Raw genomic sequence first — 23,532 nt, 5'->3', positions numbered from 1 at the left:
GGGTCGATGGCCGACACGACCGTGCGCGCCGCGGGTGCCGTTCTGTGGCAACGAGAGACGCCGGACGACGAGCCTCGGGTGGCCGTGGTCCATCGCCCACGATACGACGACTGGTCGCTGCCCAAGGGCAAGGTGGATCCCGGGGAGATCCCCCTGGTGACCGCCGTGCGCGAGGTGGCCGAGGAGACCGGGTACGACTGCGTTCTCGGGCGCTCCCTCGGGTCGACCACCTATCCCCTGACGCGCGGCCGCACCAAACACGTCGACTACTGGTCCGCGCGCGTCACGGGCGGGGACTTCGTCGCCAACGACGAGGTCGATCGCATGGTCTGGGTGAGCCCGGCGCAGGCCCGCGACACCGTCTCCTACGACGCGGATCGCGAGGTTCTCGCACGGTTCGTCCACGGCCCGCACCCGACGTCGCACGCAGTGCTGGTCCGGCACGCGCGCGCCGGGTCGAAGGCGCGGTACCGCGGCGACGACGCCGAACGCCCGCTCGACAGCGTGGGGGTCCAGCAGGCGGAAGCGCTGGTGCCGGTTCTGACGGCCTTCGGCGGCACCGCGGTCTTCAGCGCGGAGCGCACGCGGTGCGTGCAGACCGTGGCACCGTGGGCCCGGTCGGTCGGTCTGCAGGTGGTCCCGGAGCGCGCCCTCACCGAGGAGACCTACGCTCGCGACCCGGACGTGGTGCGCCGCCGCGTGCGGGACATCGTCGCCACCACACCCGGTGTGCCGGTGATGTGCAGTCAGGGCAAGGTGATTCCGCCCCTGATGGAGTGGTGGGCCGAGCAGGACGGCCTGACCCTCACGCGGACCCGGTCACGGAAGGCGAGCGTCTGGCTCCTCGGTTTCGTCGGCGGGGTGTTGGTGACGGCCGACCACCTCGAATCGCCGCTGCCCGCGTCGGTTCGGGACGACTGACGCCGCGCGGACGTTCCGGACCCCACACGAACACGAGCGAGCCCCGGATCCCGTACGGGAATCCGGGGCTCGCGCGCGTGGTGGGGGTGCCTACTTGCGGGCGGTGCGCTTGGCCGGGGCCTTTTTGGCGGGTGCCTTCTTGGCCGGTGCCGACTTCTTCGCTGCCGCGGTGGTCTTCTTCGCAGCGGTGGTGGTCTTCTTGGCCGCCGTGGACTTGCTCGCCGTCGACTTCGCGGCGGTGGTCTTCTTCGCTGCGGTCTTGGCCGGTGCCTTGGTGGCGGTGGTCTTCTTCGCTGCGGTCTTGGCCGGTGCCTTGGTGGCGGTGGTCTTCTTCGCTGCGGTCTTGGCCGGCGCCTTGGTGGCGGTGGTCTTCTTGGCCGCCGTCTTGGCCGGTGCCGCAGTGGTCTTCTTGGCAGCGGTCTTGGCGGGCGCCTTGGTCGCGGTGGCCTTCGCCGCCGTCGTCTTCTTCGCCGCGGTGGTCTTCTTCGCGGCCGCGGTCTTCTTCGCGGCAGCGGCGGCACCACGCTTGACGGCAGGGCCGGTGGCGGCGAGCTTCTGCCCACCGGCGATGACGGCCTTGAACTGAGCGCCCGGGCGGAAGGCGGGAACCGACGTCGGCTTGACCTTGACCGTCTCACCGGTGCGCGGGTTGCGCGCGACCCGAGCTGCGCGGCGACGCTGCTCGAAGACGCCGAAGCCGGTGATCGTCACCGAGTCACCGCGGTGCACCGCACGCACGATGATGTCGACGATGTTCTCGACGGCATCGGTGGCGCTGCGACGGTCCGCGCCGGTCTTCTCGGTCAGGGCGTCGATCAGTTCTGCCTTGTTCATCGGTCATTCCTCCGCACACTGATGGCCCCTCGTCGGACCGACTGTGTACCACGGTAAACCGCGAAAGCGCACGAGTCCACGACCCGCGCCGTTTCGGCGTGGGTCCGTAAACCGTGTCGTACCAAAGCGTGTCGCGTCGACCGTGCCGAATCGGGGTGCCGTTCGGCGTGCCCTCGGTGCCCCGGGCCGCGGCCTCGGGGACCGCGGAGAGGTCAGCGAGCGGGCTCGGGGAGGGTGATCGGCTTGTGGGACGGCCGTGTCGTTTCGAACGCTGAAATGGCGTCTACCTGCCGTAACGTCAGTCCGATGTCGTCCAGCCCCTCCATCAGACGCCAGCGGGTGTAGTCGTCAATCTCGAAGCGCACCACGGTGGTTCCCGCGGTGATCGTCTTGTTCTCCAGATCGACGGTGAGCTCGAGCCCCGGCTGTTCGTCGAGCAGTTTCCAGAGGATTTCGACGTCGGCTTGTTCGACGATCGCGGCGAGCAGACCGGCCTTTCCTGCGTTTCCCCGGAAGATGTCGGCGAATCGCGACGAGACGACGACGCGGAAACCGAAGTCCGACAGCGCCCACACGGCATGCTCGCGCGAGGACCCGGTACCGAAGTCCGGCCCCGCCACGAGAACCGAGCCGCGGTCGTACGGCTCGGTGTTCAGAATGAAGCCCGGGTCCGACCGCCAGCCCGCGAAGAGCCCGTCCTCGAAGCCGGTGCGGGTGACCCTCTTCAGGTAGACCGCCGGGATGATCTGATCGGTGTCGACGTTGCTGCGGCGCAGCGGAACACCGATGCCGGTGTGCGTGACGAACGGTTCCACGGTGTGACTCCTCGTGCGATTCGGTGGTGCGAGCGGGCGGGGGCCGTCAGTCCAGGTCGGCCGGCGCGGACAGTCGACCGCGGACCGCGGTGGCGGCGGCGACGGCCGGCGACACCAGATGGGTCCGCCCGCCCTTGCCCTGTCGCCCTTCGAAGTTGCGGTTGGACGTCGATGCCGAGCGCTCGCCCGGCGTCAGCTGGTCGGGGTTCATGCCGAGGCACATCGAGCATCCGGCCTGCCGCCACTCGGCGCCGGCCGCGGTGAAGATGGCTCCGAGACCCTCCTCTTCCGCCTGGGCGCGCACCCGCATCGAGCCGGGCACCACCAACATGCGCACCCCGTCCGCCACACGACGACCGTCGAGGACGGACGCCGCCACCCGCAGATCCTCGATGCGCCCGTTGGTGCAGGATCCCAGGAAGACGGTGTCGACGGCGATGTCGCGCAACGGCGTTCCCGCCTCGAGACCCATGTAGTCCAGAGCCTTGCGCGCGGCCTGACTCTCGCCGTCGTCGGCGATGCGCTCCGGGTCCGGCACGGAGGCGCCGAGAGGAGCGCCCTGACCCGGGTTGGTGCCCCACGTGACGAACGGGGTCAGCGTGGAGGCGTCGATGCGCACCTCCTTGTCGAAGGTTGCGCCCTCGTCGGTGTGCAATTGCGACCAGGCCTCGACGGCGCGGTCCCAGTCGGCCCCCGCCGGTGCGTGCGGGCGGCCCTGCAGGTACTCGAACGTGGTGTCGTCCGGCGCGATCATGCCCGCACGCGCTCCGGCCTCGATCGACATGTTGCAGATGGTCATTCGCGCTTCCATCGACAGCTTCTCGATGGCGGACCCGCGGTACTCGATGACGTGGCCCTGCCCACCGCCGGTGCCGATCTGCGCGATGACCGCGAGGATCAGATCCTTGGCGGAGACGTCGTCGCCGAGTTCGCCGTCGACGGTGACCGCCATGGTCTTGAACGGACGCAACGACAACGTCTGCGTCGCCAGCACGTGTTCGACCTCGCTGGTGCCGATGCCCATGGCGAGCGCGCCGAACGCCCCGTGCGTCGAGGTGTGGCTGTCGCCGCAGACGACGGTGGTCCCGGGCTGCGTCAACCCCAGCTGCGGACCGATGATGTGCACGATGCCCTGCTCGAGATCACCCATCGAGTGCAGGCGGATGCCGAACTCCTCGCAGTTGCGCCGGAGGGTGTCGACCTGAGTGCGCGAGACGAGGTCCGCGATCGGCTGGTCGATGTCCACGGTCGGGACGTTGTGGTCCTCGGTCGCGATGGTCAGATCGGGCCGACGGACGGCGCGGCCGGCCAGGCGCAGACCGTCGAACGCCTGCGGGCTGGTGACCTCGTGGACGAGGTGGAGGTCGATGTAGATCAGATCGGGCTGGTCGCCCTCACCGCGCACGACCACGTGCTCGTCCCACACCTTCTCCGCCAGGGTCCTGGGTGCCATGCCGTTCCTCCTTCGCCTCCGTCGCGGACCCGGAGTCCACCGGGCACCCGCACCGCGACCGTCGTCCCACATTCTCACCATGCGAGACGCTAGTATCGCTTCATGGGACATAGTAGCGGCATCGGCGTCCTCGACAAAGCGATGCGCGTTCTGCACGCTGCGGCGGAGGGCCCCTGCTCGCTGGCCGATCTTTGCGACGCCGCCGACCTGCCGCGGGCCACCGCGCACCGTCTCGCCGTCGGCCTCGAAGTCCATCGCATGCTCTCCCGCGACGCGGACGGGATGTGGCGGCCCGGGCCCGCCCTCGGCGAGCTCGCGCGCACCGCGGCCGATCCCGTCGTCGAGGCGTCCGCCCCCGTGCTCCCCCGACTGCGCGAAGCCACCGGGGAGAGCGTTCAGGTCTACCGGGTCGAGGGGACCCGCCGGGTGTGCGTCGCCGCCGTCGAGCCGCCCACCGGGCTTCGGGACACCGTGCTCGTCGGGTCGCGACTGCCGCTCACCGCCGGCTCGGGAGCGAAAGTTCTGCTGGCATGGGCGGATCCGACGCTGCAGCGGGCGGTGCTCGCGGACGCCGCGTTCGGTGAACGCGCCCTCGCGGAGGTACGACGGCGGGGCTGGGCGCAGAGCGTCGCGGAGCGCGAGCCTGGGGTCGCGAGCGTGGCGGCGCCGATCCGCGGACACGACGGGCGCGTGGTCGCCGCGATCTCGGTCTCCGGACCCGTCGATCGCATGGGGCGCCGGCCCGGCGCGCGATGGGCGGCCGATCTGCTGGCCGCGGCGGAGAGCATCGAGACGCGGTTGGGTTCCTGACCGGGCGGCGGAGCGCCCGTACGACCCCGGGCGGCGGAGCGCCCGCCTCGACCCCGAAACGACACGAGGACCACTGCTGATGCAGTGGTCCTCGTGTATTACGTAGCCCCGACGGGATTCGAACCCGCGCTACCGCCTTGAGAGGGCGGCGTCCTAGGCCGCTAGACGACGGGGCCAGGATCTTCCTGTGAAGCATGCGCTTCGGTGACGCTGGTGAAGCAACCGGACGAGCATAACCGGTGGAGGCCGTCCGACGAAATCGGACATCCTCTGCTGGGGTACCAGGACTCGAACCTAGAATGGCGGTACCAGAAACCGCTGTGTTGCCAATTACACCATACCCCACGGTGGCGGATCATCCGCCGGATCGACCCGCTCCGATCAGGTGCTCCGGAGCGCTTCGAGCCGTGGAGAACACTACCAAACAGTGTCCGCGATTCACCAAATCGGCAGGTCAGGGGCCGGGTTCCGGCGTCGGTGACGAGTCGGGCTCGCGAAAGCTCACGTCGATCTCCTCGAAACCCTTGCTCCGCTGCGCCTCGGCCTGCGCCGTGTAGGCGTCGCGGTCACCGTCGGTCAGCTCGACGTTGTCCGTGAACGGGGTGAGCAGTGCCCGTGGATGGAGCGTGTCCACCCGCACCACGTTGACCTCGATGCAGAGCACCACGACCAGTGCCGCGATGTAGAGGAACGCGAGGAGACCGAGCACGATCGCGAACACCCCGTTGGTGGTGTCCGCGCCCCCGACGACCGTCTGGACGTAGTACCCACCGAAGGACTGCAGCACCTGCCAGAGCACACCCGCCAGGGCGGCACCCGGCAGGACGTCCCGCACCGTCACCGGCCGGGTGGTGCCGAGCCGGAACGCCACCACGAAGGTCGCGGTGTTGAGGACGACCGCGGCGATCACCACGAAAACCTGTGCGACGGAACCGAAGAAGCCCGCGGCGTTGAACCCGTTGAGGACGGTCACACCGATGACGGCGGTTCCGACCGTGACGAGCAGACCGAATCCGCGGATCCGTGCGGTGATCGGGTCCGGCCGCTCGTTCTTCGGCACGGCCCAGGCCACGTTCATCGCGTTCTGGGCCGCCACCGCGACACCGAGTCCGCCGTACAGCGACCCGACGACGCCGATCACGATGGCGCCCACTCCCCCGCTGAGCCGATCGGGCTGCCCGAGTTGATCCCCGATCAGCGGGATTTGACTCATGGCGGAATCCAGAATTCGTTGCTGCAGATCGGGATTGCCCGCCAGCACGATCCCGAGCGTGGTCGAGAAGAGAAGCAGCAGCGGGAACAGCGAGACGAACGCGTAGTACGCGATCAGGGCCGCGAGATACCCACCCTGGTCGTCGACGAACTTGTAGACGACGGCAAGCGGGTAGCCGACGGCAGGCCGGCGTCGCTGGAAGCGGTCCAGCCGCTCGGTCAACGACGTCGGCCGGGCCTCAGCCGTCGAGTCGGTCACGGGCCGCACGCAGTCGCAGGAGCGAGTCGTCTCGGCCCAGCAGGACCATCGACTCGTAGAGCGGCGGACTCACGTGCGATCCGGTGACGGCCACCCGAACCGGTCCGAACGCCTTGCGCGGCTTGAGCTCCAGCCCGTCCACCAACGCCGACTTCAAGGCCTCCTCGAGTGCCGGAGCGGTCCAGTCCGCCCCCTCGACGGCCGTGATCGCCGCGTCGAGAACGGGCCGCGCGTCCGGGCCGAGGTTCTTCGCCGCGGACGCCGGGTCGACGGTGAACTCCTCCCGCGGGGCCAGGAGAAACTTCAGCAGACCCCACGCGTCGGAGAGGACGACGATGCGCGTCTGCACGAGCTCGGCGGCCTCCGCGAACACGGCGTCGTCCACCCCGATGGGGTGACCGGCGGCCTCCAGGAACGTACGGAGGCGCCCCGCGAAGTCCGCGGGCTCCAGGAGACGGATGTGCTCGGCGTTGATGGCGTCGGCCTTCTTCTGGTCGAAGCGCGCGGGATTGGCGTTGACGGACCCGATGTCGAAGGCCTCCACCATCTCCGCGAGCGAGAACACGTCACGGTCGTCGCGGAAGCCCCATCCCAGCAGAGCCAGATAGTTGAGCAGCCCCTCGGGGACGAAGCCGCGCTCGCGGTGCAGGAACAGATCGGCCTGCGGGTCCCGCTTCGAGAGCTTCTTGTTGCCCTCGCCCATGACGAACGGGAGGTGACCGAACTCGGGAACCCGGTCCGCGACGCCGATGCGGACCAGCGCCTCGTACAGCGCGATCTGGCGAGGTGTGGAAGACAGCAGATCCTCGCCGCGCAGCACGTGCGTGATCTTCATGAGCGCGTCGTCGACCGGGTTGACCAGGGTGTAGAGCGGGATTCCGTTGCCGCGCGTGAGCGCGAAATCCGGCACGGTCCCCGCGCGGAACGTGGTGTCGCCGCGCACGAGGTCCGTCCAGGACAGGTCGTGCTCGGGCATGCGCAGCCGCACCACGGGCTTGCGCCCCTCGGCGAGGAACGCCTCGCGCTGGTCGTCGGTGAGGTCGCGGTCGGCGTTGTCGTACCCCAACTTCGGGTCCCGGCCGGCGGCCCGATGCCGTGCCTCGACCTCCTCGGGAGTGGAGAAGCTCTCGTATGCCTCGCCCGCCTCGAGCAGCGTGCGCACCACGGCGAGGTGCTGATCCCGCCGGAGCGACTGACGGTAGGGCTCGTACGGCCCGCCGACCTCGGGACCCTCGTCCCAGTCGAGACCGAGCCACCGGAGCGCGTCCAGCAGCGCGCGGTACGACTCCTCGGAATCGCGCGCGGCGTCGGTGTCCTCGATACGAAAGACGAAGTCGCCCCCGTGGTGCCGGGCGAACGCCCAGTTGAACAGCGCCGTCCGCACCAGACCGACGTGCGGGGTGCCGGTGGGCGACGGGCAGAATCGAACGCGCACGCTCACTTGTCCACCACCGGGTTGCTCAGGGCGCCGATGCCCTCGATCTCGACTGCGACCGTCTGGCCGGCGACGATCGGCCCGACTCCCTCCGGTGTACCGGTGAGGATCACGTCGCCGGGCAGCAGGGTCATCACGGCGCTGACCCATTCCACGATGGCCGGAATGTCGTGCAGCAGAAGCGAAGTGCGACTGCTCTGCTTCGTCTCGCCGTCCACCGTGGTCGTGATGGCGAGGTCGCTCGGGTCGAGCGAGGTCTCGATCCACGGGCCGAGAGGGCAGAAGGTGTCGTGCCCCTTCGCCCGAGTCCACTGGCCGTCGTGCCGTTGGTGGTCGCGCGCGGTGACGTCGTTCACGGCGGTGTAACCCAGGACCACGTCCAGGGCCCGCGCGGCCGGAACGTCCTTGCAGGGGCGGCCGATGACGACGGCCAGCTCACCCTCGTAGTGGACCTCGGACGAGGAGGGCGGGCGCACGATCGGCGCACCGGGACCCACGATCGAGGTGTTGGGCTTGAGGAAGATCACCGGATCCTGCGGTGCCTCACCGCCCATCTCGGCCGCGTGCGCCGCGTAGTTCTTACCGATGCAGATCACCTTGCTGGCCAGGATCGGCGCGAGGAGTCGGACGTCCGCGAGCGGCCAGGTCCGGCCGGTGAACGTGGGGGTGCCGAAGGGATGTTCGGCGATTTCTCGAGCCGTCCTGTCGTCTCCGTCGCCCTCGATGGACACGAAGGCGACACCGTCCGGGCTCGCTACTCGACCTAAGCGCATGGCGGGAGTCTATCGACGTGCCCGATATCGAGGGCAGACGGCGTGGGGCCTCGGCGCGGACACGGCGTAGGGTGACACCTGCACTCCAAAAGACGAGACGGGATTCTCACATGCTGAGACACCACACGTCGATGCGCAGCACGTACACCGCGTCGACGGCGGGCCGCTGGTGCATGCTCGTCGTCGGCATGCTCGCCACGGCCTCGACGGCCCTCCTGCTCAACGGTGCGGCGTTCCTCATCCCGGCGCTGCAGGATCAGCGGGGACTGTCCCTCGCCGGCGCCGGCGTGGTCGTCGCCATGCCGACCACCGGCATCGTGCTCACCCTCTTCGCGTGGGGAGCGGTCGTCGACCGCATCGGCGAACGCCGCGCGCTGGTGGCCGGATCCGCCCTGACGGCCGCGTCCGCGTTCGGCGCGGCATTCTCCGCCGACGTGGTCCCCTTCGCGCTGTTCCTCCTCCTGGGCGGAATGTGCGCCGCGAGCGTGAACTCCGCGACCGGCCGGGTGGTGGTCGGGTGGTTCCCACCCCACCGGCGCGGTCTCGCGATGGGAATCCGTCAGATGTCGCTCCCCCTCGGAGTCGCGATGTCCGCGTTGACGATCCCCGCCCTGGCCCGCGACCACGGCGTGAGCGCGGCCATGCTGCTGCCCGCGATCGCCGCCGCGGTGTCCGCCCTCGCCTGCGTCGTGGCGGTGTACGACCCGCCCCGCCCGTCCCGTGCCGCCGCCTCGAGCGCCGCGCTGCTGCGCAATCCGTACCGCGGTCGCACGGACCTGTGGCGCATCCATGCCGCGTCGGTGGCACTGGTGGTGCCGCAGTACGTCGTGTGGACCTTCGCGCTGGTCTGGCTGATCGACCGCCGGGACTGGTCCGCCGCGGCCGCCGGTGTCGTCATCACCGTCGCGCAGATCTGCGGCGCGGTCGGCCGCATGGTCGCCGGCGCGGTGTCCGACCGAGTGGGGAGCCGACTCGGACCGATGCGGGCCGTCTCCGTTCTCGTCGTACTCACGATGGCCGCATTGGCCGTGACGGACGCGCTGAACACCGGGGTCGCCGTCGTCGTCGCGGTCGTTGCCTCCGTCGCGACGGTCTCCCCCAACGGATTGGCGTTCACCGCGGTCGCCGAACGCGCCGGCCCCTTCTGGAGCGGCCGCGCGCTCGGGGCCCAGAACACCGCGCAGTTCGTCGCCGCGTCGGCCGTGCCGCCCACGTTCGGCGCGGTGATCACGCACTCGTCCTACGCGGTCGCGTTCGGGGTCTCGGCCGCGATCGCACTCCTCGCGGTGCCGATCGTGCCCCGCGAGCGCTGACGCACACGCGGGGCACGAGGCGAACGACGCGTCAGAGCCGACCGGTGATGCGCTCGCCGATCTCGGCGGTCGTGCCGGGGGCACCCGGGGTCCGCTCGGCGAGATCGGCCGCGACGGCCGCCTCCACCCGAGCGGACGCGTCGTCCCGGCCGAGGTGCGCGAGCAGCATCGACACCGACAACACGGCCGCGGTCGGATCCGCGATGCCCTGGCCGGCGATGTCCGGAGCGCTGCCGTGCACGGGTTCGAACATGCTCGGGTTGGTCCGCGTCGCGTCGATGTTCGCGCTGGCGGCGAGCCCGATGCCACCGGTGACGGCGGCCGCGAGGTCGGTGATGATATCGCCGAACAGGTTGTCGGTGACGATCACGTCGAACCGTCCGGGATCGGTCACCAGGTGGATCGTCGCGGCGTCGATGTGCTGGTAGGCCACCTCGACGTCCGGAAATTCCGTCGCCACCTCGGACACCGTGCGGTGCCACAGCGAACCGGCGAACGTCAGGACGTTGGTCTTGTGCAGCAGCGTCAGGTGGCCCCGACGTGCCGTCGCCCGCGCGAAGGCGTCCCGCACCACGCGTTCGACGCCGAACCGCGTGTTGACGCTGACCTCGGTGGCCACCTCGTGCGGCGTGCCGACACGCAGGGCACCGCCGTTGCCGGTGTACGGACCCTCGGTGCCCTCGCGCACCACCACCACGTCGATCGGCGGGTTGCCGGCCAACGGCCCCTCGACGCCCGGGTAGAGCTTCGACGGGCGCAGGTTGATGTGATGGTCCAGCTCGAAGCGCGCCCGCAGCAACAGGCCCCGCTCGAGCACGCCGCTGGGCACGGACGGGTCACCGATCGCACCGAGCAGGATGGCGTCGTGCTCACGGATCTCGGCGAGCACCGAGTCCGGCAGCAACTCCCCGGTCGCGTGATAGCGACGAGCGCCCAGGTCGTAATCCGTGGTCTCCACGCCCGGCTCGACCGCGCGCAGGACGTCGAGAGCGACACCGATCACCTCGGGACCGATGCCGTCTCCGGCCAGAACCGCCAGCTTCATCGTGTTCCCTTCCTTCGCGTCGTCGGTGCTCAGGACAGGTCGACGAGTTCGAGGGTCGACGCACCCACCGCCGCGGCGATGGAGTCGCGCACGTCCGACGGCACGTCCCGATCGACCCGCAGCAGGATGGTTGCGCCGGTGCCCTCCGCGTCCTGGCTGAGCGCGGCCGCCGCGATGTCCACGCCGGCGTCACCGAGGGCGGTACCGATGCGGCCGAGCGACCCGGGCCGATCCTCGTAGGTCACGAGGAGGTTCTTGCCCTCGGCACGCAGATCGAAGTTGCGGCCGTTGATGTTCACGATCTTCTCGACGTGCTGCGGGCCGGTCAGCGTGCCCGCCACGTTCAGCACGGTGCCGTCGCCGTACACCGCGCGAACGTCCACGACGCTCCGGTGGTTGGGGCTTTCGGGCGCAGTGGTGACCTCGGCGGTGACGCCGCGCTCCTCGGCCAGCGACGGCGCGTTGACGAAGGTCACCGCGTCCTCGATGACGGCCGAGAACAGACCACGCAGCGCCGACAGCTTGAGAATGTCGACGTCCTCCGACGCCAGCTCACCGCGCACGTCCACCGACAGCGACGTCGGGAGTCCGTCGGACAGAGCGCCGAGCAGGACACCCTGCTTGCGCACGATGTCCAGCCACGGAGCGACCTCCTCGCCGACCGCTCCCCCGGAGACGTTCACGGCGTCGGGCACGAACTCGCCCGCCAGCGCGAGCAGCACCGACTTCGCGACGTCGGTGCCGGCGCGGTCCTGGGCCTCGGTGGTCGACGCCCCGAGGTGCGGCGTCACGACGACCTGCGGGAGCTCGAACAGCGGGCTGTCCGTGCAGGGCTCGGAGGCGTAGACGTCGATACCGGCGGCGAACACGTGCCCACTGGTGATGGCGTCGGCGAGGGCCTGCTCGTCGACCAGTCCGCCGCGGGCGGCGTTGACGACGATCACACCCTTCTTGGTCTTGGCCAGTGCGTCCTTGCCGATCAGACCCTTGGTCTCCGGGGTCTTCGGGAGATGGACGGAGAACATGTCCGCTCGCTCGAGGAGCTCGTCCAGGGAGACCAGCTCGATGCCGAGCTGCGCCGCGCGCGCGGGCGAGACGTAGGGGTCGTACGCGATGATGTGCGTCTCGAAGGCGGCGAGACGCTGCGCGAAGAGCTGGCCGATGCGGCCGAGGCCCACGACGCCGACGGTCTTGCCGAAGATCTCGACACCGTTGAACTTGCTGCGCTTCCATTCATGGTTACGCAGAGTGGCGTCGGCCGCCGGAATCTGCCGCGCGGCCGCGAGCAACAGCGTCACGGCGTGCTCGGCGGCGGTGTGGATGTTCGAGGTGGGGGCGTTGACCACCAGGACGCCGCGCTCGGTCGCCGCGGCGACGTCGACGTTGTCCAGTCCGACGCCGGCGCGCGCGACGATCTTCAGCTTGGTTCCCGCGGCCAGGACCTCCGCGTCGACCGTGGTCGCCGAGCGCACGAGGATGGCGTCGGCGTCGGGAACGGCGGCGAGCAGTGCGGGCCGATCCGGCCCGTCGACCCAGCGGACCTCGACGCCGTCACCGAGGGCGTCGACGGTGGACGAGGCGAGCTTGTCGGCGATGAGGACGACGGGACGGCCTGGCTGGCTCACGTGGGAATCTCCCTGATCGAGTGGCGCCGGGCGGCGATTCGCGCCCGCGCGAGTGGTTTCCGTGGTAGAGCGTGCTTGACGGGAAGGAGCCTAGTGGTGGCCCCGACCCGAGTGCGGGGCACCCTCCGCTCGGGCGAGCGAGAAGATGCCCCGCAGGGGATCGACGAGACGCGCCGGTCAGGCCGTCTCGGTGATCGGGCGATCGACCCAGCTCATGAGATCGCGCAGCTTCTTGCCGGTGACCTCGATGGGGTGCTCGGCGTTCTGCTTGCGCAGGCCCTCGAGCTCGGTGTTGCCGTTCTCGACGTTCGCCACCAGGCGACGCGTGAACTCACCCGACTGGATGTCGGCCAGGATGGCCTTCATGCGCTCCTTGGTGCCGGCGTCGATCACGCGCGGGCCGGAGAGGTAGCCGCCGAACTCCGCGGTGTCGGACACCGAGTAGTTCATCCGAGCGATGCCTCCCTCGTACATGAGGTCGACGATCAGCTTCAGCTCGTGCAGCACCTCGAAGTAGGCCATCTCCGGGGCGTAACCCGCCTCGACCATGACCTCGAAGCCCGTCTTGACGAGCTCCTCGGTGCCGCCGCACAGCACGGCCTGCTCACCGAACAGGTCGGTCTCGGTCTCCTCCTTGAACGTCGTCTTGATGACGCCGGCGCGGGTGCCGCCGATGGCGCGGGCGTAGGACAGTGCGAGCGCCTGCCCCTCACCCTTGGGGTCCTGATCGATCGCGATCAGAGCCGGCACGCCCTTGCCGTCGACGAACTGACGACGCACGAGGTGCCCCGGTCCCTTCGGCGCGACCATGCCGACGGTGATGTTGTCCGGCGCCTCGATCAGGTCGAAGTGGATGTTCAGGCCGTGGCCGAAGAACAGCGCGTTGCCGTCCTCGAGGTTCGGCTCGATGTCGTCCTTGAAGATCTGCGCCTGTGCCGTGTCCGGCGCCAGCAGCATGATGACGTCGGCCCACTGCGAGACCTCGGCCGGCGTGCCCACGCCCAGGCCCTGCTCGGCAGCCTTGTCGCGGGACTTCGACCCTTCCTTCAGACCGATACGGACGTCGACGCCCGAATCGCGCAGGCTCAGCGAATGCGCGTGGCCCTGGCTTCCGTAGCCGATCACGGCGACCTTGCGGCCCTGGATGATCGACAGATCGGCGTCGTCGTCGTAGAACATCTCGACTGCCACTGGTGGTTTCCTCCTCGTCGTTCCGGGCACGGTGCCCGGTGAAAATCTGTGTGTGCTGCTCTACCGCGACGCTGCTTCGTCGCGCATCGCGCTACCGCGACGCGGTGATCGACTTGGGTCCGCGCCCCACTGCCACGACCCCGGATTGGACGATCTCCCGAACACCGTAAGGGTCGAGCATCCGCAGCAGCGCCTCGAGCTTGGACCGCGTCCCCGTCGCCTCGACCGTCAGGGACTCCGGTGACACGTCGATCACCTTGGCGCGGAACAGGTTCACCGTCTCGATGACCTCGCTCCGCACGCTGGCGTCCGCGCGCACCTTGATGAGCACGAGTTCGCGAGCGACGGACGCCTCCGGCTCCTGCTCCACGATCTTGATGACGTTCACGAGCTTGTTCAGCTGCTTCGTCACCTGCTCGAGCGGGAACTCGTCCACCGTCACCACGATGGTCATGCGCGAGATCTCCGGAACCTCGGTTCCCCCCACCGCGAGCGAGGCGATGTTGAAGCCGCGGCGGGAGAACAGAGCGGCGACGCGGGCGAGGACGCCCGGCTTGTCCTCGACCAGGACGCTCAGGGTGTGACTGGTGCTCACTGATCGGTACCTTTCGCGTTCTGCTCGAGGGCAGCCTCGGTGACGTCGCCGACCACGCCGGGCTCCTGGGCGGCCTCGGCCTCGTTGTCGAACAGCGGACGGATGCCGCGCGCGGCCTGGATCTCGGTGTTGCTGGTGCCGGCGGCCACCATCGGCCAGACCTGGGCGTCCTTGCCGACGATGAAGTCGATGACCACCGGACGGTCCGTGATGGCCCGTGCCTGCGCGATGACGTCGTCGACGTCCTCCTCGCGCTCGCACCGCAGGCCGACGCAACCGAGCGCCTCGGCGAGCTTGAGGAAGTCCGGGATGCGGATCGTGCCGTGCGTACCGAGCTCGGTGTTGGAGTAGCGCTCCTCGTAGAAGAGCGTCTGCCACTGCCGCACCATGCCGAGGTTGCCGTTGTTGACCACGGCCACCTTGATGGGGATGCCCTCGACCGCGCAGGTCGCGAGTTCCTGATTGGTCATCTGGAAGCAGCCGTCGCCGTCGATGGCCCAGACCTCGGTGTCCGGCAGGCCCATCTTGGCGCCCATCGCGGCGGGCACCGCGTAGCCCATGGTGCCCAGACCACCCGAGTTCAGCCACGTGCGCGGCTTCTCGTACGAGATGAACTGTGCCGCCCACATCTGGTGCTGACCGACGCCGGCGCAGTAGATCGCGTCCGGGCCCGCGGCCTTGCCGATGGACTGGATGACGAATTCCGGCGACAGGGCGCCGTCGGACGGGCGGTCGTAGCCCAACGGGTAGGTGCGACGCACGCCGTCGAGGTAGGACCACCACTCGGTCAGGTCGGTGGACGCGCCCGTGGCGTGGTCGGCGCGCACCGCCTCGACGAGCTCGGTGATGACCTCGCGGCAGTCGCCGACGATCGGGACGTCGGCGAACCGGTTCTTGCCGATCTCGGCCGGGTCGATGTCGGCGTGGACGACCTTGGCGTCGGGCGCGAAGGAATCCAGCCGGCCGGTCACGCGATCGTCGAACCGGGCTCCGAGCGTGATCAGCAGGTCGCTGCGCTGCAGGGCGGCGACCGCGGCCACGGTGCCGTGCATACCGGGCATGCCGAGGTTCAGGTCGTGGCTGTCCGGGAAGACGCCGCGCGCCATCAGCGTGGTGACCACGGGGATGCCGGTCAGTTCCGCGAGCTCGAGCAGCTCGGCCGACGAATCGGACTTGATGATGCCGCCGCCGCAGTACAGGACGGGCCGCTCGGCGGCCGCGATGAGGCGTGCCGCCTCCCGCACCTGCTTGCCGTGCGGCTTGGTCACGGGGCGGTAGCCCGGCAGCCGCATCTCCGGCGGCCAGGAGAAGGTGGTGTCGGCCTGCAGGACGTCCTTGGGGATGTCGACGAGCACGGCTCCGGGACGGCCCGAGTTGGCCAGGTAGAACGCCTCCGCGATGGTGCGCGGGATGTCGAGCGCGTCCGTGACCAGGAAGTTGTGCTTGGTGATCGGCATCGTGATACCGGAGATGTCGGCTTCCTGGAAGGCGTCGGTTCCAATGAGGCCGCGTCCCACCTGACCGGTGATGGCCACGACGGGAACCGAGTCCATCTGCGCGTCCGCGAGCGGGGTCACCAGGTTGGTCGCACCCGGTCCCGACGTCGCCATGCAGACACCCACTCGGCCGGTGGCCTGCGCGTATCCGGTGGCGGCGTGGCCGGCGCCCTGCTCGTGACGAACGAGGACGTGGCGAACCTTGGTCGAGTCGAGCAGCGGGTCGTAGACCGGGAGAACGGCACCGCCCGGGATGCCGAAGACGACGTCGACGTCGAGTTCCTCGAGGGCCCGCACGACGGACTGGGCGCCCGTCACGCGCTCCGGCGGGATCGCGCGCCGGTCCGGTGCCGTGGGCACGGGACGGTCGACGGAGGACGGGGTCTTGCGAGGAGCCGGGCCGGGCCGGGCTGTCGGTGCGCTCACTGTGGGTCCTTGGGTTCTCATCCGGGCAAGAAAAAACCCCCGCCAGCAGATGCTGTGCGAGGGTGGCGCGTCGTGGCTGAGCGTCGAGAAGTAGATCGGCTCAGGCGACGACGCGCCTGCCGATTACGAGGAGATCTTCACGCTTCACGTTGGTGAGGTTAAGCGTGCGATGCCGTGCCAGTCAACTACCGAACTACGAATCCCAGGATGTGGGATGGCGTGTGTGCAGTGCGAAGATGGAGGGGTGTCGTCTCCGCAGCAGTCCGAACCACCGCAGACAGTCTCCCACACCGGCGACCCCGCACCCGACCCCGAGGTCTTTCGGGTCGACCCGTTGACGCTCGCCGCCGTCGCCCTGCTGCTGTTCGGGGCGTCGTTCCCCGTCGCGGGGGCTCCCCTCCTGTTCTGGTGGGTGCTCGCGATCCCCGCGTTCGCGGCGTACTGGGTTCTGCGAGTGAGGACCACGGTCGACGGCCGGGGACTGGTCGCCCGTCGTCCCTTCACCACCACCACGGTCGCCTGGTCCGACGTCGCCGGAATCACGTTCCCCCGGTTCGGCTTCGGGAAGGCCGCACTCGCCGGCGGCGGCAGCGTGCCCCTGCCGGGCGTGACCGTGGACGACCTCCCCCGCCTGTCGGCCGCGAGCGGGGGCGCCGTTCCGGACCCGACGCCGCCGGCGTCGGAACCCGAGACGGAGTCCGAGCCCGACGCCGGCCGGTCGGCAGAGCAGTAGAGCGCGCCGGCCGGCCGAGCGGTTGAGCCCGGTCGGCCGAGCAGTAGGTCAGGCGAAGGGGTCGGCGCCGTTGAGCAGTACCCACAGGGCGACGGCGCCGCCCACGCCGATCAGCAGTGCGACGAACGATCCGACGAACGGACGGCGCGCCCAGCCGCGGCCACCGTCGACGGCGATGCGACCCGGCCCGGTGAGGACGATCGCGGCCGCGGCCAGAGCCAGCAGCGTCTCGTATTCCACCCCGGTCGGCGCGAAGAACTGCAGACCCGGCTCGGCCACCTGACGGACCAACCAGGCGTTGATCATGACGGCGAGCACCGCGGCGCCGGCCAGCGGCGTCGCCAGACCCAGGATCAGCAGCGCGCCACCGGCGGTCTCGCCGATCGCGCCGAGGATCGACAGCAGACGCGCCTGCTCGTAGCCGGCGCCGGACACGACGTCCTGGAATCCCGACAGGCCCGGCCCGTCGAACCAGCCGACCAGCTTCTGCAATCCGTGCACCAGCACGATCGCACCGACGCTCACCCGCAGGATCAGCAGGCCGAGATCCAGGGTGCCGCGCCGCTCCTTCACCTCAACGGGCGTCGCGGGGGCGACGGGCTCGGGTGTCGCTGCGGTCTCGTACGACGAGGTGGCGGCCGAGTCGTACGAGGAAGTCGCCGCCGTGCCGTACGAGGACGGGGCCGCGTCCGAGACCGGGTACGCACGGGTGGCCGTGTCGTCGGAGGACGTGGACGGTCCGGGGTAGGTGGGGATCTTCTCCGTCGCGCGGGTGCCGTCGGTGGCCGAGCGGGACGATCCGTCGAGATCGTCGTCGGTCCGCGGGAGCGACGACGTGTCGTGCCCCAGCCGCTCGGTCGGCTGGTCGTACGGGCTGGACGCCGGCTCGTATCCCGGCGTGGAACGGCGCTTGTCCTCGGAGTCGCTCATGGCGCCGAGCCTAGTTCCGCGCGGCCCCCGGCCCCGGGACCACTCGCCGTGTCGCGCCCGGGTTCCTGCGTACCGTGGGCACCATGACGCGCAGTTCCCGCGCCGGCCGCGCCGCACGCCGTTCCTTCTCCCTCGCCTGCGCGGCGACCGTGCTGGTGGCCCTGTCCGGATGCGCGCGGTTCGACGATTCCGCGTCGACCCCCTTCTCGCCGGAACCGACGTTCGGCGCCGCCGACGTGAGCCCGGGCGATCCGAGCGCACCGGAGTCGAGTGCCCCACCCCCGCCGCCGCCGGGACCGTGCGTCGATCCCGATCCCGCCGTCATCGCGACCTGCCTCGACACGTTGGGCGGCCTGGTCACGCTGCCGGGCGGCGGCGCGGCCCTGGTCGCCGAGCGGGTCACGGGAGCCGTCGTCGAGGTGGCGCCGGGCACCGCGCCCCGGCCGGTCGCGTCGATCCCGGTGGACCCCTCCCCCGGCGGCGGATTGATCGACCTCGCGCTCTCGCCGACGTACGCCGAGGACCGCCTGCTCTACGCCTACGTGGTGACGCCCACCGACGCTCGCGTGGTCCGCATCGCGCCCGGAGACGTCCCGAAGCCGGTGCTGACCGGCATTCCTCGCGGCACGGGCGACGTCGGCGGCGCGGTGGACTTCGTCGGCCCGTCCGAGCTGCGCGTGGCGACGGGCAGTGGTGGCGACCTCGCGGCCGCCGCGGACCCGGCGTCCCTCGCCGGCAAGGTGCTCTCGATCGTCGACCCTCGGGTCGACGGCAGCGCGGTGCCCCGAGTGGTCATGAGCGGTCTCGGCCGCGCCGGTGATCTGTGCTCGGACGGAACCGGGTCCCAGTGGGTGACCGACGGCGCTCCCGACGGTGATCGCCTGTCCCGGATCACCCCCGAAGGCGGCGTGGTCGGCCCCGTGTGGACGTGGCCCGATCGACCGGGCGTCGGCGGCTGTGCCGCGGCTCCCGGCACCGTCGCGGTGGCGATGTCCGGTGCACGCGCCGTGGGGGTGGTGCCGGTGGACCCCGAGACCGGATCGGTCCCGACGCCGCCCGCTCTCGTCGCGCAGGACCGCTACGGCCGTCTGCGCGGGGCCACCCTCGGCGCGGACGGGCAGATCCTGGTGAGCACCACCAACAAGGACGGCGGGGTCCCGACCCCGACGGACGATCGTGTGGTGATCGTGCAGATCCCCGCGGGCGGTGGCGGTAACGACTGACCGCTCCGGCGCTACTCGCAGGCGGCGAGCACCAGCTCCTTGACCCGGGCGGGATCGGCCTGACCCTTGGTGGCCTTCATCACCTGACCGACGAGAGCGCCCGCGGCCTGGACCTTGCCGGCCTTGATCTTCTCGACGATGGCCGGGTTCGCCGCGAGGGCATCGGCGACGGCCTGTTCGAGCGCTGAATCGTCCTGCACCACAGCGAGACCGCGGGCCTCGACCACCTGATCCGGATCCCCCTCACCCGCCAGCACGCCGTCGACGACCTTCCGGGCGTTCGCGTTGGTCAGCGTGCGGTCCGCCACGAGGGCGGCGACGCGGGCCACCTGTGCCGGGGTGATGGACAGATCGGACAGCGTCACACCGAGGGTGTTGGCCTGCTGGGCGAGGTACGCGACCCACCAACTGCGCGCAGCGTCGGGAGTCGCGCCGGCGTCGACGGTCGCCGAAATGAGCGGCAGCGCATCGGCATTGACGACGTCCCGCATCACCGCATCGGACCAGCCCCACTCCTTCTGGATGCGCGCGCGGGTGATCCACGGCGCCTCGGGAATGGTCGCGCGCAGCTCCTCGATCCACGCGGCATCGGGTGCGACGGGCTCGAGATCGGGCTCGGGGAAGTAGCGGTAGTCCTCGGCCGTCTCCTTTCGGCGGCCGGCGGAGGTGGTCCCGTCGGCCTCCTGGAAATGCCGTGTCTCCTGCACGATCTCGCCACCGTCGAGCAGGACCGCCGCCTGCCGGCGCATCTCGTACCGCACCGCCACCTCGACGGACTTGAGCGAGTTGACGTTCTTGGTCTCGGTCCGCGTCCCGAACTCGGTGGCGTCCTTGGCCATCAGCGACACGTTGGCGTCGCACCGCAGCGAGCCCTGGTCCATCCGCACGTCGGACACGCCGAGTTCACGGATCAACTCGCGCAGCGCCGTGACGTAGGCGCGGGCCACCTCGGGCGCCCGCTCCCCGGCACCGACGATCGGCTTGGTCACGATCTCCACCAGCGGCACGCCGGCGCGGTTGTAGTCGAGCAGCGAGTGGCTGGCCCCGTCGATTCGACCGGTCGCGCCGCCGACGTGCAGCGACTTGCCGGTGTCCTCCTCCATGTGCGCGCGCTCGATGTCGACGCGCCAGGTGGACCCGTCGTCGAGGACCACGTCGAGGTAGCCCTCGGTGGCGATGGGCTCGTCGTACTGGGAGATCTGGTAGTTCTTCGGCTGGTCCGGGTAGAAGTAGTTCTTCCGCGCGAAGCGCCCCCACGGGGTGATCGCGCAGTGGAGGGCCAGGCCGATGCGCACGGCCGACTCCACGGCCGCCGCGTTGACCACCGGCAGCGCTCCCGGCATGCCCAGGCAGACCGGGCACACCTGAGTGTTGGGCTCGGCGCCGAACTCGGTGGGGCACCCGCAGAACATCTTGGTGGCAGTACCCAGCTCGACGTGCACCTCCATACCGAGGACGGGATCGAACCGGGCGATCACGTCGTCGTAGTCCAGGAGCGATGCGGTGGAGACAGACATGGACGGAAGCCTACTAGCCGAAGAGGACGCGCATTTCCTGGTAGCGCCCCGCCGGAACCGTCTTGTGGTTCGCGAGAGCCTCGTCGAATCCGACGCGGGCGATGTCGGTGCCGTGAAGGGCCACCATCTGCCCCCATCCCCCGTCGGCGACGAGGTCGACGATGGCCATGCCGAGTCGGGTCGCGAGCACTCGGTCGAACGCCGTCGGCACTCCGCCGCGCTGGATGTGGCCGAGAACCGTTGCGCGCGTCTCGATTCCGGTGCGCTCCTCGATCAACGGCGCGAGCCACTCACCGATTCCGCCGAGCCGGGGGCGATCGAAACCGTCGAGCCCCTTCGTCGAGTGCGCCTCCGTCATGTCCGGCAGGGTGAAGCCCTCGGCGACCACGATCATGGGAGCGCGGCCGCGGTCGCGCACGCTGGTCGCCCACGCACAGATCTGCTCGAGACTCTCCGGCTGCTCGGGAATGAGAATGGCGTGGGCCCCGCCGGCGATGCCGGAGTGCAGGGCGATCCACCCGGCGTGCCGACCCATGACCTCGAGCACCATGCAGCGATCGTGCGAATTGCCGGTGGTCCGCAGCCGGTCGATGGCCTCGGTGGCGATCTCGACCGCCGTGTCGAACCCGAACGTGTAGTCGGTGGCGTCGAGGTCGTTGTCGATGGTCTTGGGGACCCCGACGATATCGATTCCGTCCTCGAACAACCGCTTCGACGCACTGGCCGTGCCCTCGCCGCCGATGGCGATGACGCCGTCGACCCCCAGCCGGTCGAGCGTGCGTTGAATGTTCTCCGCACCCCCGTGCGGCTCCTGGTACGGACCGAACCGGCTGGTGCCGAGGATGGTGCCGCCCTGGTGGGAGAGACCACGAACGACGCTGCGGTCCAGGGGAATCGACTCCCCGTGCACCAGTCCCCGCCATCCGCCGAGGAATCCGACGAACTCCTGCCCGTGCACCGCGGAGCCCTTGAGCACGGCGCCGCGGATGACCGCGTTCAGGCCCGGGCAGTCCCCGCCACTGGTCAGAATGCCGATCCTGGTCATCGCGACTCCTTCGGGTGGGGGGCGGTGCGGGTCAGACGCCGGACGGGTGCGGGAACTCTCCTCGCGCGGCCTCGTACGCCGCACCGACCCGGTAGAGCCGATCGTCCGCGAGCGCCGGCGCCATGATCTGCAGGCCGACGGGCAGACCGTCGGCGAGACCGGACGGCACGGACATCGCCGGATGGCCGGCGAGGTTGGTCGGGAGCGTGCAGAGGTCGTACAGGTACATCGCGATCGGGTCGTCGACCTTCTCCCCCAACGGGAATGCCGTCGACGGCGTGGTCGGCGAGACCAGGACGTCCACCTTCTCGTAGGCCGCGTCGAAGTCGCGCGCGATGAGTGTGCGCACCTTCAGCGCCTGGCCGTAGTAGGCGTCGTAGTACCCCGCCGAGAGAGCGTAGGTGCCGATCATGATGCGGCGCTTGACCTCCGGGCCGAACCCGGCGGCACGCGTCATCGCCATGACCTGCTCGGCACTGTGCGTGCCGTCGTCGCCGACCCGGAGTCCGTAGCGCATCGCGTCGAACCGGGCCAGGTTCGAGGAGACCTCGGACGGGAGAATCAGGTAGTACGACGCCAGCGCGTGATCGAAGGACGGGCAGGAGACCTCGACCACCTCCGCACCGAGCGAGGTGAGCACCTCCACGGCGGCGTCGAACGACGACAGCACACCGGGCTGGTAGGCGTCCGAGTGCAACTCCTTCACCACCCCGACGCGCACGCCCCGCAGGTCGCCGCTCGCACCGGCCCGCGCCGCCGCGACGACGTCCGGGACGTCGGCGCGCAGCGAGGTGGAATCGCGCGGATCGTGTCCGGCGATCACCTGGTGCAGCAACGCCGTGTCGAGCACGGTGCGTCCGCACGGGCCGCCCTGGTCCAGCGACGACGCGCAGGCGATGAGGCCGTACCGCGAGACGCCGCCGTAGGTGGGCTTGCACCCGACGGTGCCGGTGACCGCAGCCGGTTGACGAATGGAGCCGCCGGTGTCGGTGCCGATGGCCAGCGGCGCCTCGAACGAGGCGAGCGCGGCGGCCGATCCACCACCCGAGCCGCCGGGGACGCGCGTGGTGTCCCAGGGGTTCAGCGTGGGCCCGTAGGCACTGTTCTCCGTCGACGAGCCCATGGCGAACTCGTCCATGTTGGTCTTGCCCAGCAACGGGATACCGGCCGCCCGCAGCGCGGTGGTGACGGTCGCGTCGTAGGGCGAGCGCCACCCCTCGAGGATCTTCGATCCCGCCGTGGTCGGCATGTCGGTGGTCGTGAAGACGTCCTTGAGCGCCAACGGAACTCCCGCCAGCGGCGAGGCGGGCTCGTTCCCCGCCGCGAGCGAGTCGTCGACGGCGCGGGCCGCGTCCAGAGCCGCGTCGTGCGCCACGTGCAGGAACGAGTGCAGGGTGCCGTCGACCTGGTCGATGCGATCGAGATGAGCGCGGGTGACCTCCTCCGACGACACCTCGCGGGTGCGGATGCGCTCGGCGAGATCGGCTGCGGTCAGACGAATCAGGTCGGTCACTGCTCTTCTCCCAGAATGCGCGGCACGGCGAATCGGCCCTGCTCCGACGACGGCGCCTGATCCAGTGCGCCGTCCTGTCCGAGGCCGGGAACCACGACGTCGGGTCGGGTGACGTTGGTCACGGCAAGGGGATTCGCGGTCGGATCGACCGCGGTGGTGTCGACCTCCGACACCGCCTTCACGTGGCCGAGGATCGAATCGAGTTGACCGGCGAACTCGTCGAGCTCGGCCTCGGTCAGGGCGAGGCGCGACAGGCGGGCCAGGTGGGCGACCTCGTCGCGCGAGATCGCGGCGCCGGGGGCGGTCCCTTCGGTGTCGGTCATGCGCCACAGCCTAGTTCCCGGCCCGCGTTCCGTCGGAGCCGCGCC

At 70.2% G+C, this 23,532-nt stretch carries 21 protein-coding genes and 2 tRNA genes; 5 read left to right on the top strand and 18 right to left on the bottom strand.

What is annotated here, in order from left to right:
• Positions 1–6: 6 nt before the first annotated feature.
• The gene (locus tag A3Q40_RS06455) at positions 7–921 is read left to right on the top strand and encodes an NUDIX hydrolase (protein ID WP_068100579.1); all 915 of its coding nucleotides are present in this window, start codon (positions 7–9) and stop codon (positions 919–921) included.
• A 90-nt stretch (positions 922–1,011) separates the two neighbouring features.
• On the opposite strand, the gene A3Q40_RS06450 is transcribed toward A3Q40_RS06455, so the two are convergent.
• The 3 genes from A3Q40_RS06450 to leuC form a co-directional block, all read right to left on the bottom strand.
• The gene (locus tag A3Q40_RS06450; RefSeq protein WP_068100576.1) at positions 1,012–1,755 is read right to left on the bottom strand and encodes an HU family DNA-binding protein; all 744 of its coding nucleotides are present in this window, start codon (positions 1,753–1,755) and stop codon (positions 1,012–1,014) included.
• A 212-nt stretch (positions 1,756–1,967) separates the two neighbouring features.
• Positions 1,968–2,570 carry a 3-isopropylmalate dehydratase small subunit gene (leuD, locus tag A3Q40_RS06445; RefSeq protein ID WP_068100573.1) on the bottom strand — a complete coding sequence of 201 codons (603 nt, stop codon included), beginning with the start codon at positions 2,568–2,570 and terminating at the stop codon, positions 1,968–1,970.
• Positions 2,571–2,616: 46 nt separating this feature from the next.
• Complete coding sequence (gene leuC / locus A3Q40_RS06440) at positions 2,617–4,023, bottom strand: 3-isopropylmalate dehydratase large subunit (protein WP_068100571.1); 1,407 nt, start codon at positions 4,021–4,023, stop codon at positions 2,617–2,619.
• A 102-nt stretch (positions 4,024–4,125) separates the two neighbouring features.
• Here leuC and A3Q40_RS06435 point away from each other — a divergent pair, with 102 nt between their 5' ends.
• Complete coding sequence (locus A3Q40_RS06435) at positions 4,126–4,833, top strand: IclR family transcriptional regulator (protein ID WP_068100569.1); 708 nt, start codon at positions 4,126–4,128, stop codon at positions 4,831–4,833.
• Positions 4,834–4,936: 103 nt separating this feature from the next.
• Here A3Q40_RS06435 and A3Q40_RS06430 read toward each other — a convergent pair.
• The 5 genes from A3Q40_RS06430 to A3Q40_RS06410 all read right to left on the bottom strand — a co-directional run bounded on the left by A3Q40_RS06430 (position 4,937) and on the right by A3Q40_RS06410 (position 8,512).
• Positions 4,937–5,009: transfer RNA gene (locus A3Q40_RS06430), tRNA-Glu, on the bottom strand.
• 97 nt (positions 5,010–5,106) lie between these two features.
• A tRNA-Gln gene (locus A3Q40_RS06425) sits at positions 5,107–5,178 on the bottom strand.
• A 109-nt stretch (positions 5,179–5,287) separates the two neighbouring features.
• Positions 5,288–6,304 carry a YihY/virulence factor BrkB family protein gene (locus A3Q40_RS06420; RefSeq protein WP_235606482.1) on the bottom strand — a complete coding sequence of 339 codons (1,017 nt, stop codon included), beginning with the start codon at positions 6,302–6,304 and terminating at the stop codon, positions 5,288–5,290.
• On the bottom strand, positions 6,285–7,745 hold the full coding sequence (gene gltX / locus A3Q40_RS06415; RefSeq protein ID WP_068100567.1) for a glutamate--tRNA ligase: 1,461 nt from the start codon (positions 7,743–7,745) through the stop codon (positions 6,285–6,287). The genes A3Q40_RS06420 and gltX overlap by 20 nt, the downstream gene beginning before the upstream one ends.
• The gene (locus A3Q40_RS06410; protein ID WP_068100565.1) at positions 7,742–8,512 is read right to left on the bottom strand and encodes a fumarylacetoacetate hydrolase family protein; all 771 of its coding nucleotides are present in this window, start codon (positions 8,510–8,512) and stop codon (positions 7,742–7,744) included. Before A3Q40_RS06410 ends, gltX begins: the two co-directional genes overlap by 4 nt.
• Positions 8,513–8,622: 110 nt before the next feature.
• Here A3Q40_RS06410 and A3Q40_RS06405 point away from each other — a divergent pair, with 110 nt between their 5' ends.
• Positions 8,623–9,825 (top strand): MFS transporter, encoded by a 1,203-nt coding sequence (locus A3Q40_RS06405; RefSeq protein ID WP_235606481.1) that lies wholly within the window; start codon positions 8,623–8,625, stop codon positions 9,823–9,825.
• Between the two features lie 31 nt (positions 9,826–9,856).
• Here the strand turns inward: A3Q40_RS06405 and A3Q40_RS06400 are convergent, their stop codons facing one another.
• From A3Q40_RS06400 to A3Q40_RS06380, 5 genes are all read right to left on the bottom strand, one after another.
• On the bottom strand, positions 9,857–10,870 hold the full coding sequence (locus A3Q40_RS06400) for a 3-isopropylmalate dehydrogenase (protein WP_068100562.1): 1,014 nt from the start codon (positions 10,868–10,870) through the stop codon (positions 9,857–9,859).
• Positions 10,871–10,899: 29 nt separating this feature from the next.
• On the bottom strand, positions 10,900–12,495 hold the full coding sequence (gene serA / locus A3Q40_RS06395; RefSeq protein ID WP_068100561.1) for a phosphoglycerate dehydrogenase: 1,596 nt from the start codon (positions 12,493–12,495) through the stop codon (positions 10,900–10,902).
• Between the two features lie 177 nt (positions 12,496–12,672).
• Complete coding sequence (ilvC, locus tag A3Q40_RS06390; protein ID WP_170851427.1) at positions 12,673–13,674, bottom strand: ketol-acid reductoisomerase; 1,002 nt, start codon at positions 13,672–13,674, stop codon at positions 12,673–12,675.
• A 103-nt stretch (positions 13,675–13,777) separates the two neighbouring features.
• Positions 13,778–14,281 (bottom strand): acetolactate synthase small subunit, encoded by a 504-nt coding sequence (gene ilvN, locus A3Q40_RS06385; protein ID WP_068100557.1) that lies wholly within the window; start codon positions 14,279–14,281, stop codon positions 13,778–13,780.
• Complete coding sequence (locus A3Q40_RS06380; RefSeq protein WP_068100555.1) at positions 14,278–16,203, bottom strand: acetolactate synthase large subunit; 1,926 nt, start codon at positions 16,201–16,203, stop codon at positions 14,278–14,280. The genes ilvN and A3Q40_RS06380 overlap by 4 nt, the downstream gene beginning before the upstream one ends.
• A gap of 244 nt (positions 16,204–16,447) precedes the next feature.
• Between A3Q40_RS06380 and A3Q40_RS06375 the strand changes: the two genes are divergently transcribed.
• The gene (locus A3Q40_RS06375) at positions 16,448–16,936 is read left to right on the top strand and encodes a PH domain-containing protein (RefSeq protein ID WP_157889522.1); all 489 of its coding nucleotides are present in this window, start codon (positions 16,448–16,450) and stop codon (positions 16,934–16,936) included.
• 48 nt (positions 16,937–16,984) lie between these two features.
• Here A3Q40_RS06375 and A3Q40_RS06370 read toward each other — a convergent pair whose 3' ends face one another.
• A complete protein-coding gene (locus A3Q40_RS06370; RefSeq protein ID WP_068100551.1) occupies positions 16,985–17,866 on the bottom strand; it encodes a DoxX family protein in 882 nt (293 codons plus the stop codon).
• Positions 17,867–17,949: 83 nt separating this feature from the next.
• Between A3Q40_RS06370 and A3Q40_RS06365 the strand changes: the two genes are divergently transcribed.
• Positions 17,950–19,089: a PQQ-dependent sugar dehydrogenase gene (locus tag A3Q40_RS06365; RefSeq protein ID WP_068105445.1), complete on the top strand. Its 1,140-nt coding sequence runs from the start codon at positions 17,950–17,952 to the stop codon at positions 19,087–19,089.
• Between the two features lie 11 nt (positions 19,090–19,100).
• Here A3Q40_RS06365 and gatB read toward each other — a convergent pair whose 3' ends face one another.
• From gatB to gatC, 4 genes are read right to left on the bottom strand one after another with little or no spacing between them, the layout of a single operon-like run.
• The gene (gene gatB / locus A3Q40_RS06360) at positions 19,101–20,606 is read right to left on the bottom strand and encodes an Asp-tRNA(Asn)/Glu-tRNA(Gln) amidotransferase subunit GatB (protein WP_068100550.1); all 1,506 of its coding nucleotides are present in this window, start codon (positions 20,604–20,606) and stop codon (positions 19,101–19,103) included.
• 13 nt (positions 20,607–20,619) lie between these two features.
• The gene (locus A3Q40_RS06355; protein ID WP_068100549.1) at positions 20,620–21,651 is read right to left on the bottom strand and encodes a 6-phosphofructokinase; all 1,032 of its coding nucleotides are present in this window, start codon (positions 21,649–21,651) and stop codon (positions 20,620–20,622) included.
• Positions 21,652–21,682: 31 nt separating this feature from the next.
• Entirely contained in the window at positions 21,683–23,164 is a 1,482-nt protein-coding gene (gatA, locus tag A3Q40_RS06350) for an Asp-tRNA(Asn)/Glu-tRNA(Gln) amidotransferase subunit GatA (protein WP_068100547.1), read from the bottom strand.
• A complete protein-coding gene (gatC, locus tag A3Q40_RS06345) occupies positions 23,161–23,487 on the bottom strand; it encodes an Asp-tRNA(Asn)/Glu-tRNA(Gln) amidotransferase subunit GatC (RefSeq protein WP_068100546.1) in 327 nt (108 codons plus the stop codon). The genes gatA and gatC overlap by 4 nt, the downstream gene beginning before the upstream one ends.
• Positions 23,488–23,532: the final 45 nt, after the last annotated feature.

Origin of the sequence: Rhodococcus sp. PBTS 1 (genome assembly GCF_001620025.1) — a bacterium.
Lineage (GTDB): Bacteria > Actinomycetota > Actinomycetes > Mycobacteriales > Mycobacteriaceae > Rhodococcoides > Rhodococcoides kroppenstedtii.
Note: the sequence above shows the minus strand (reverse complement) of the source record. Positions and strands in the feature narration are given on the sequence as shown.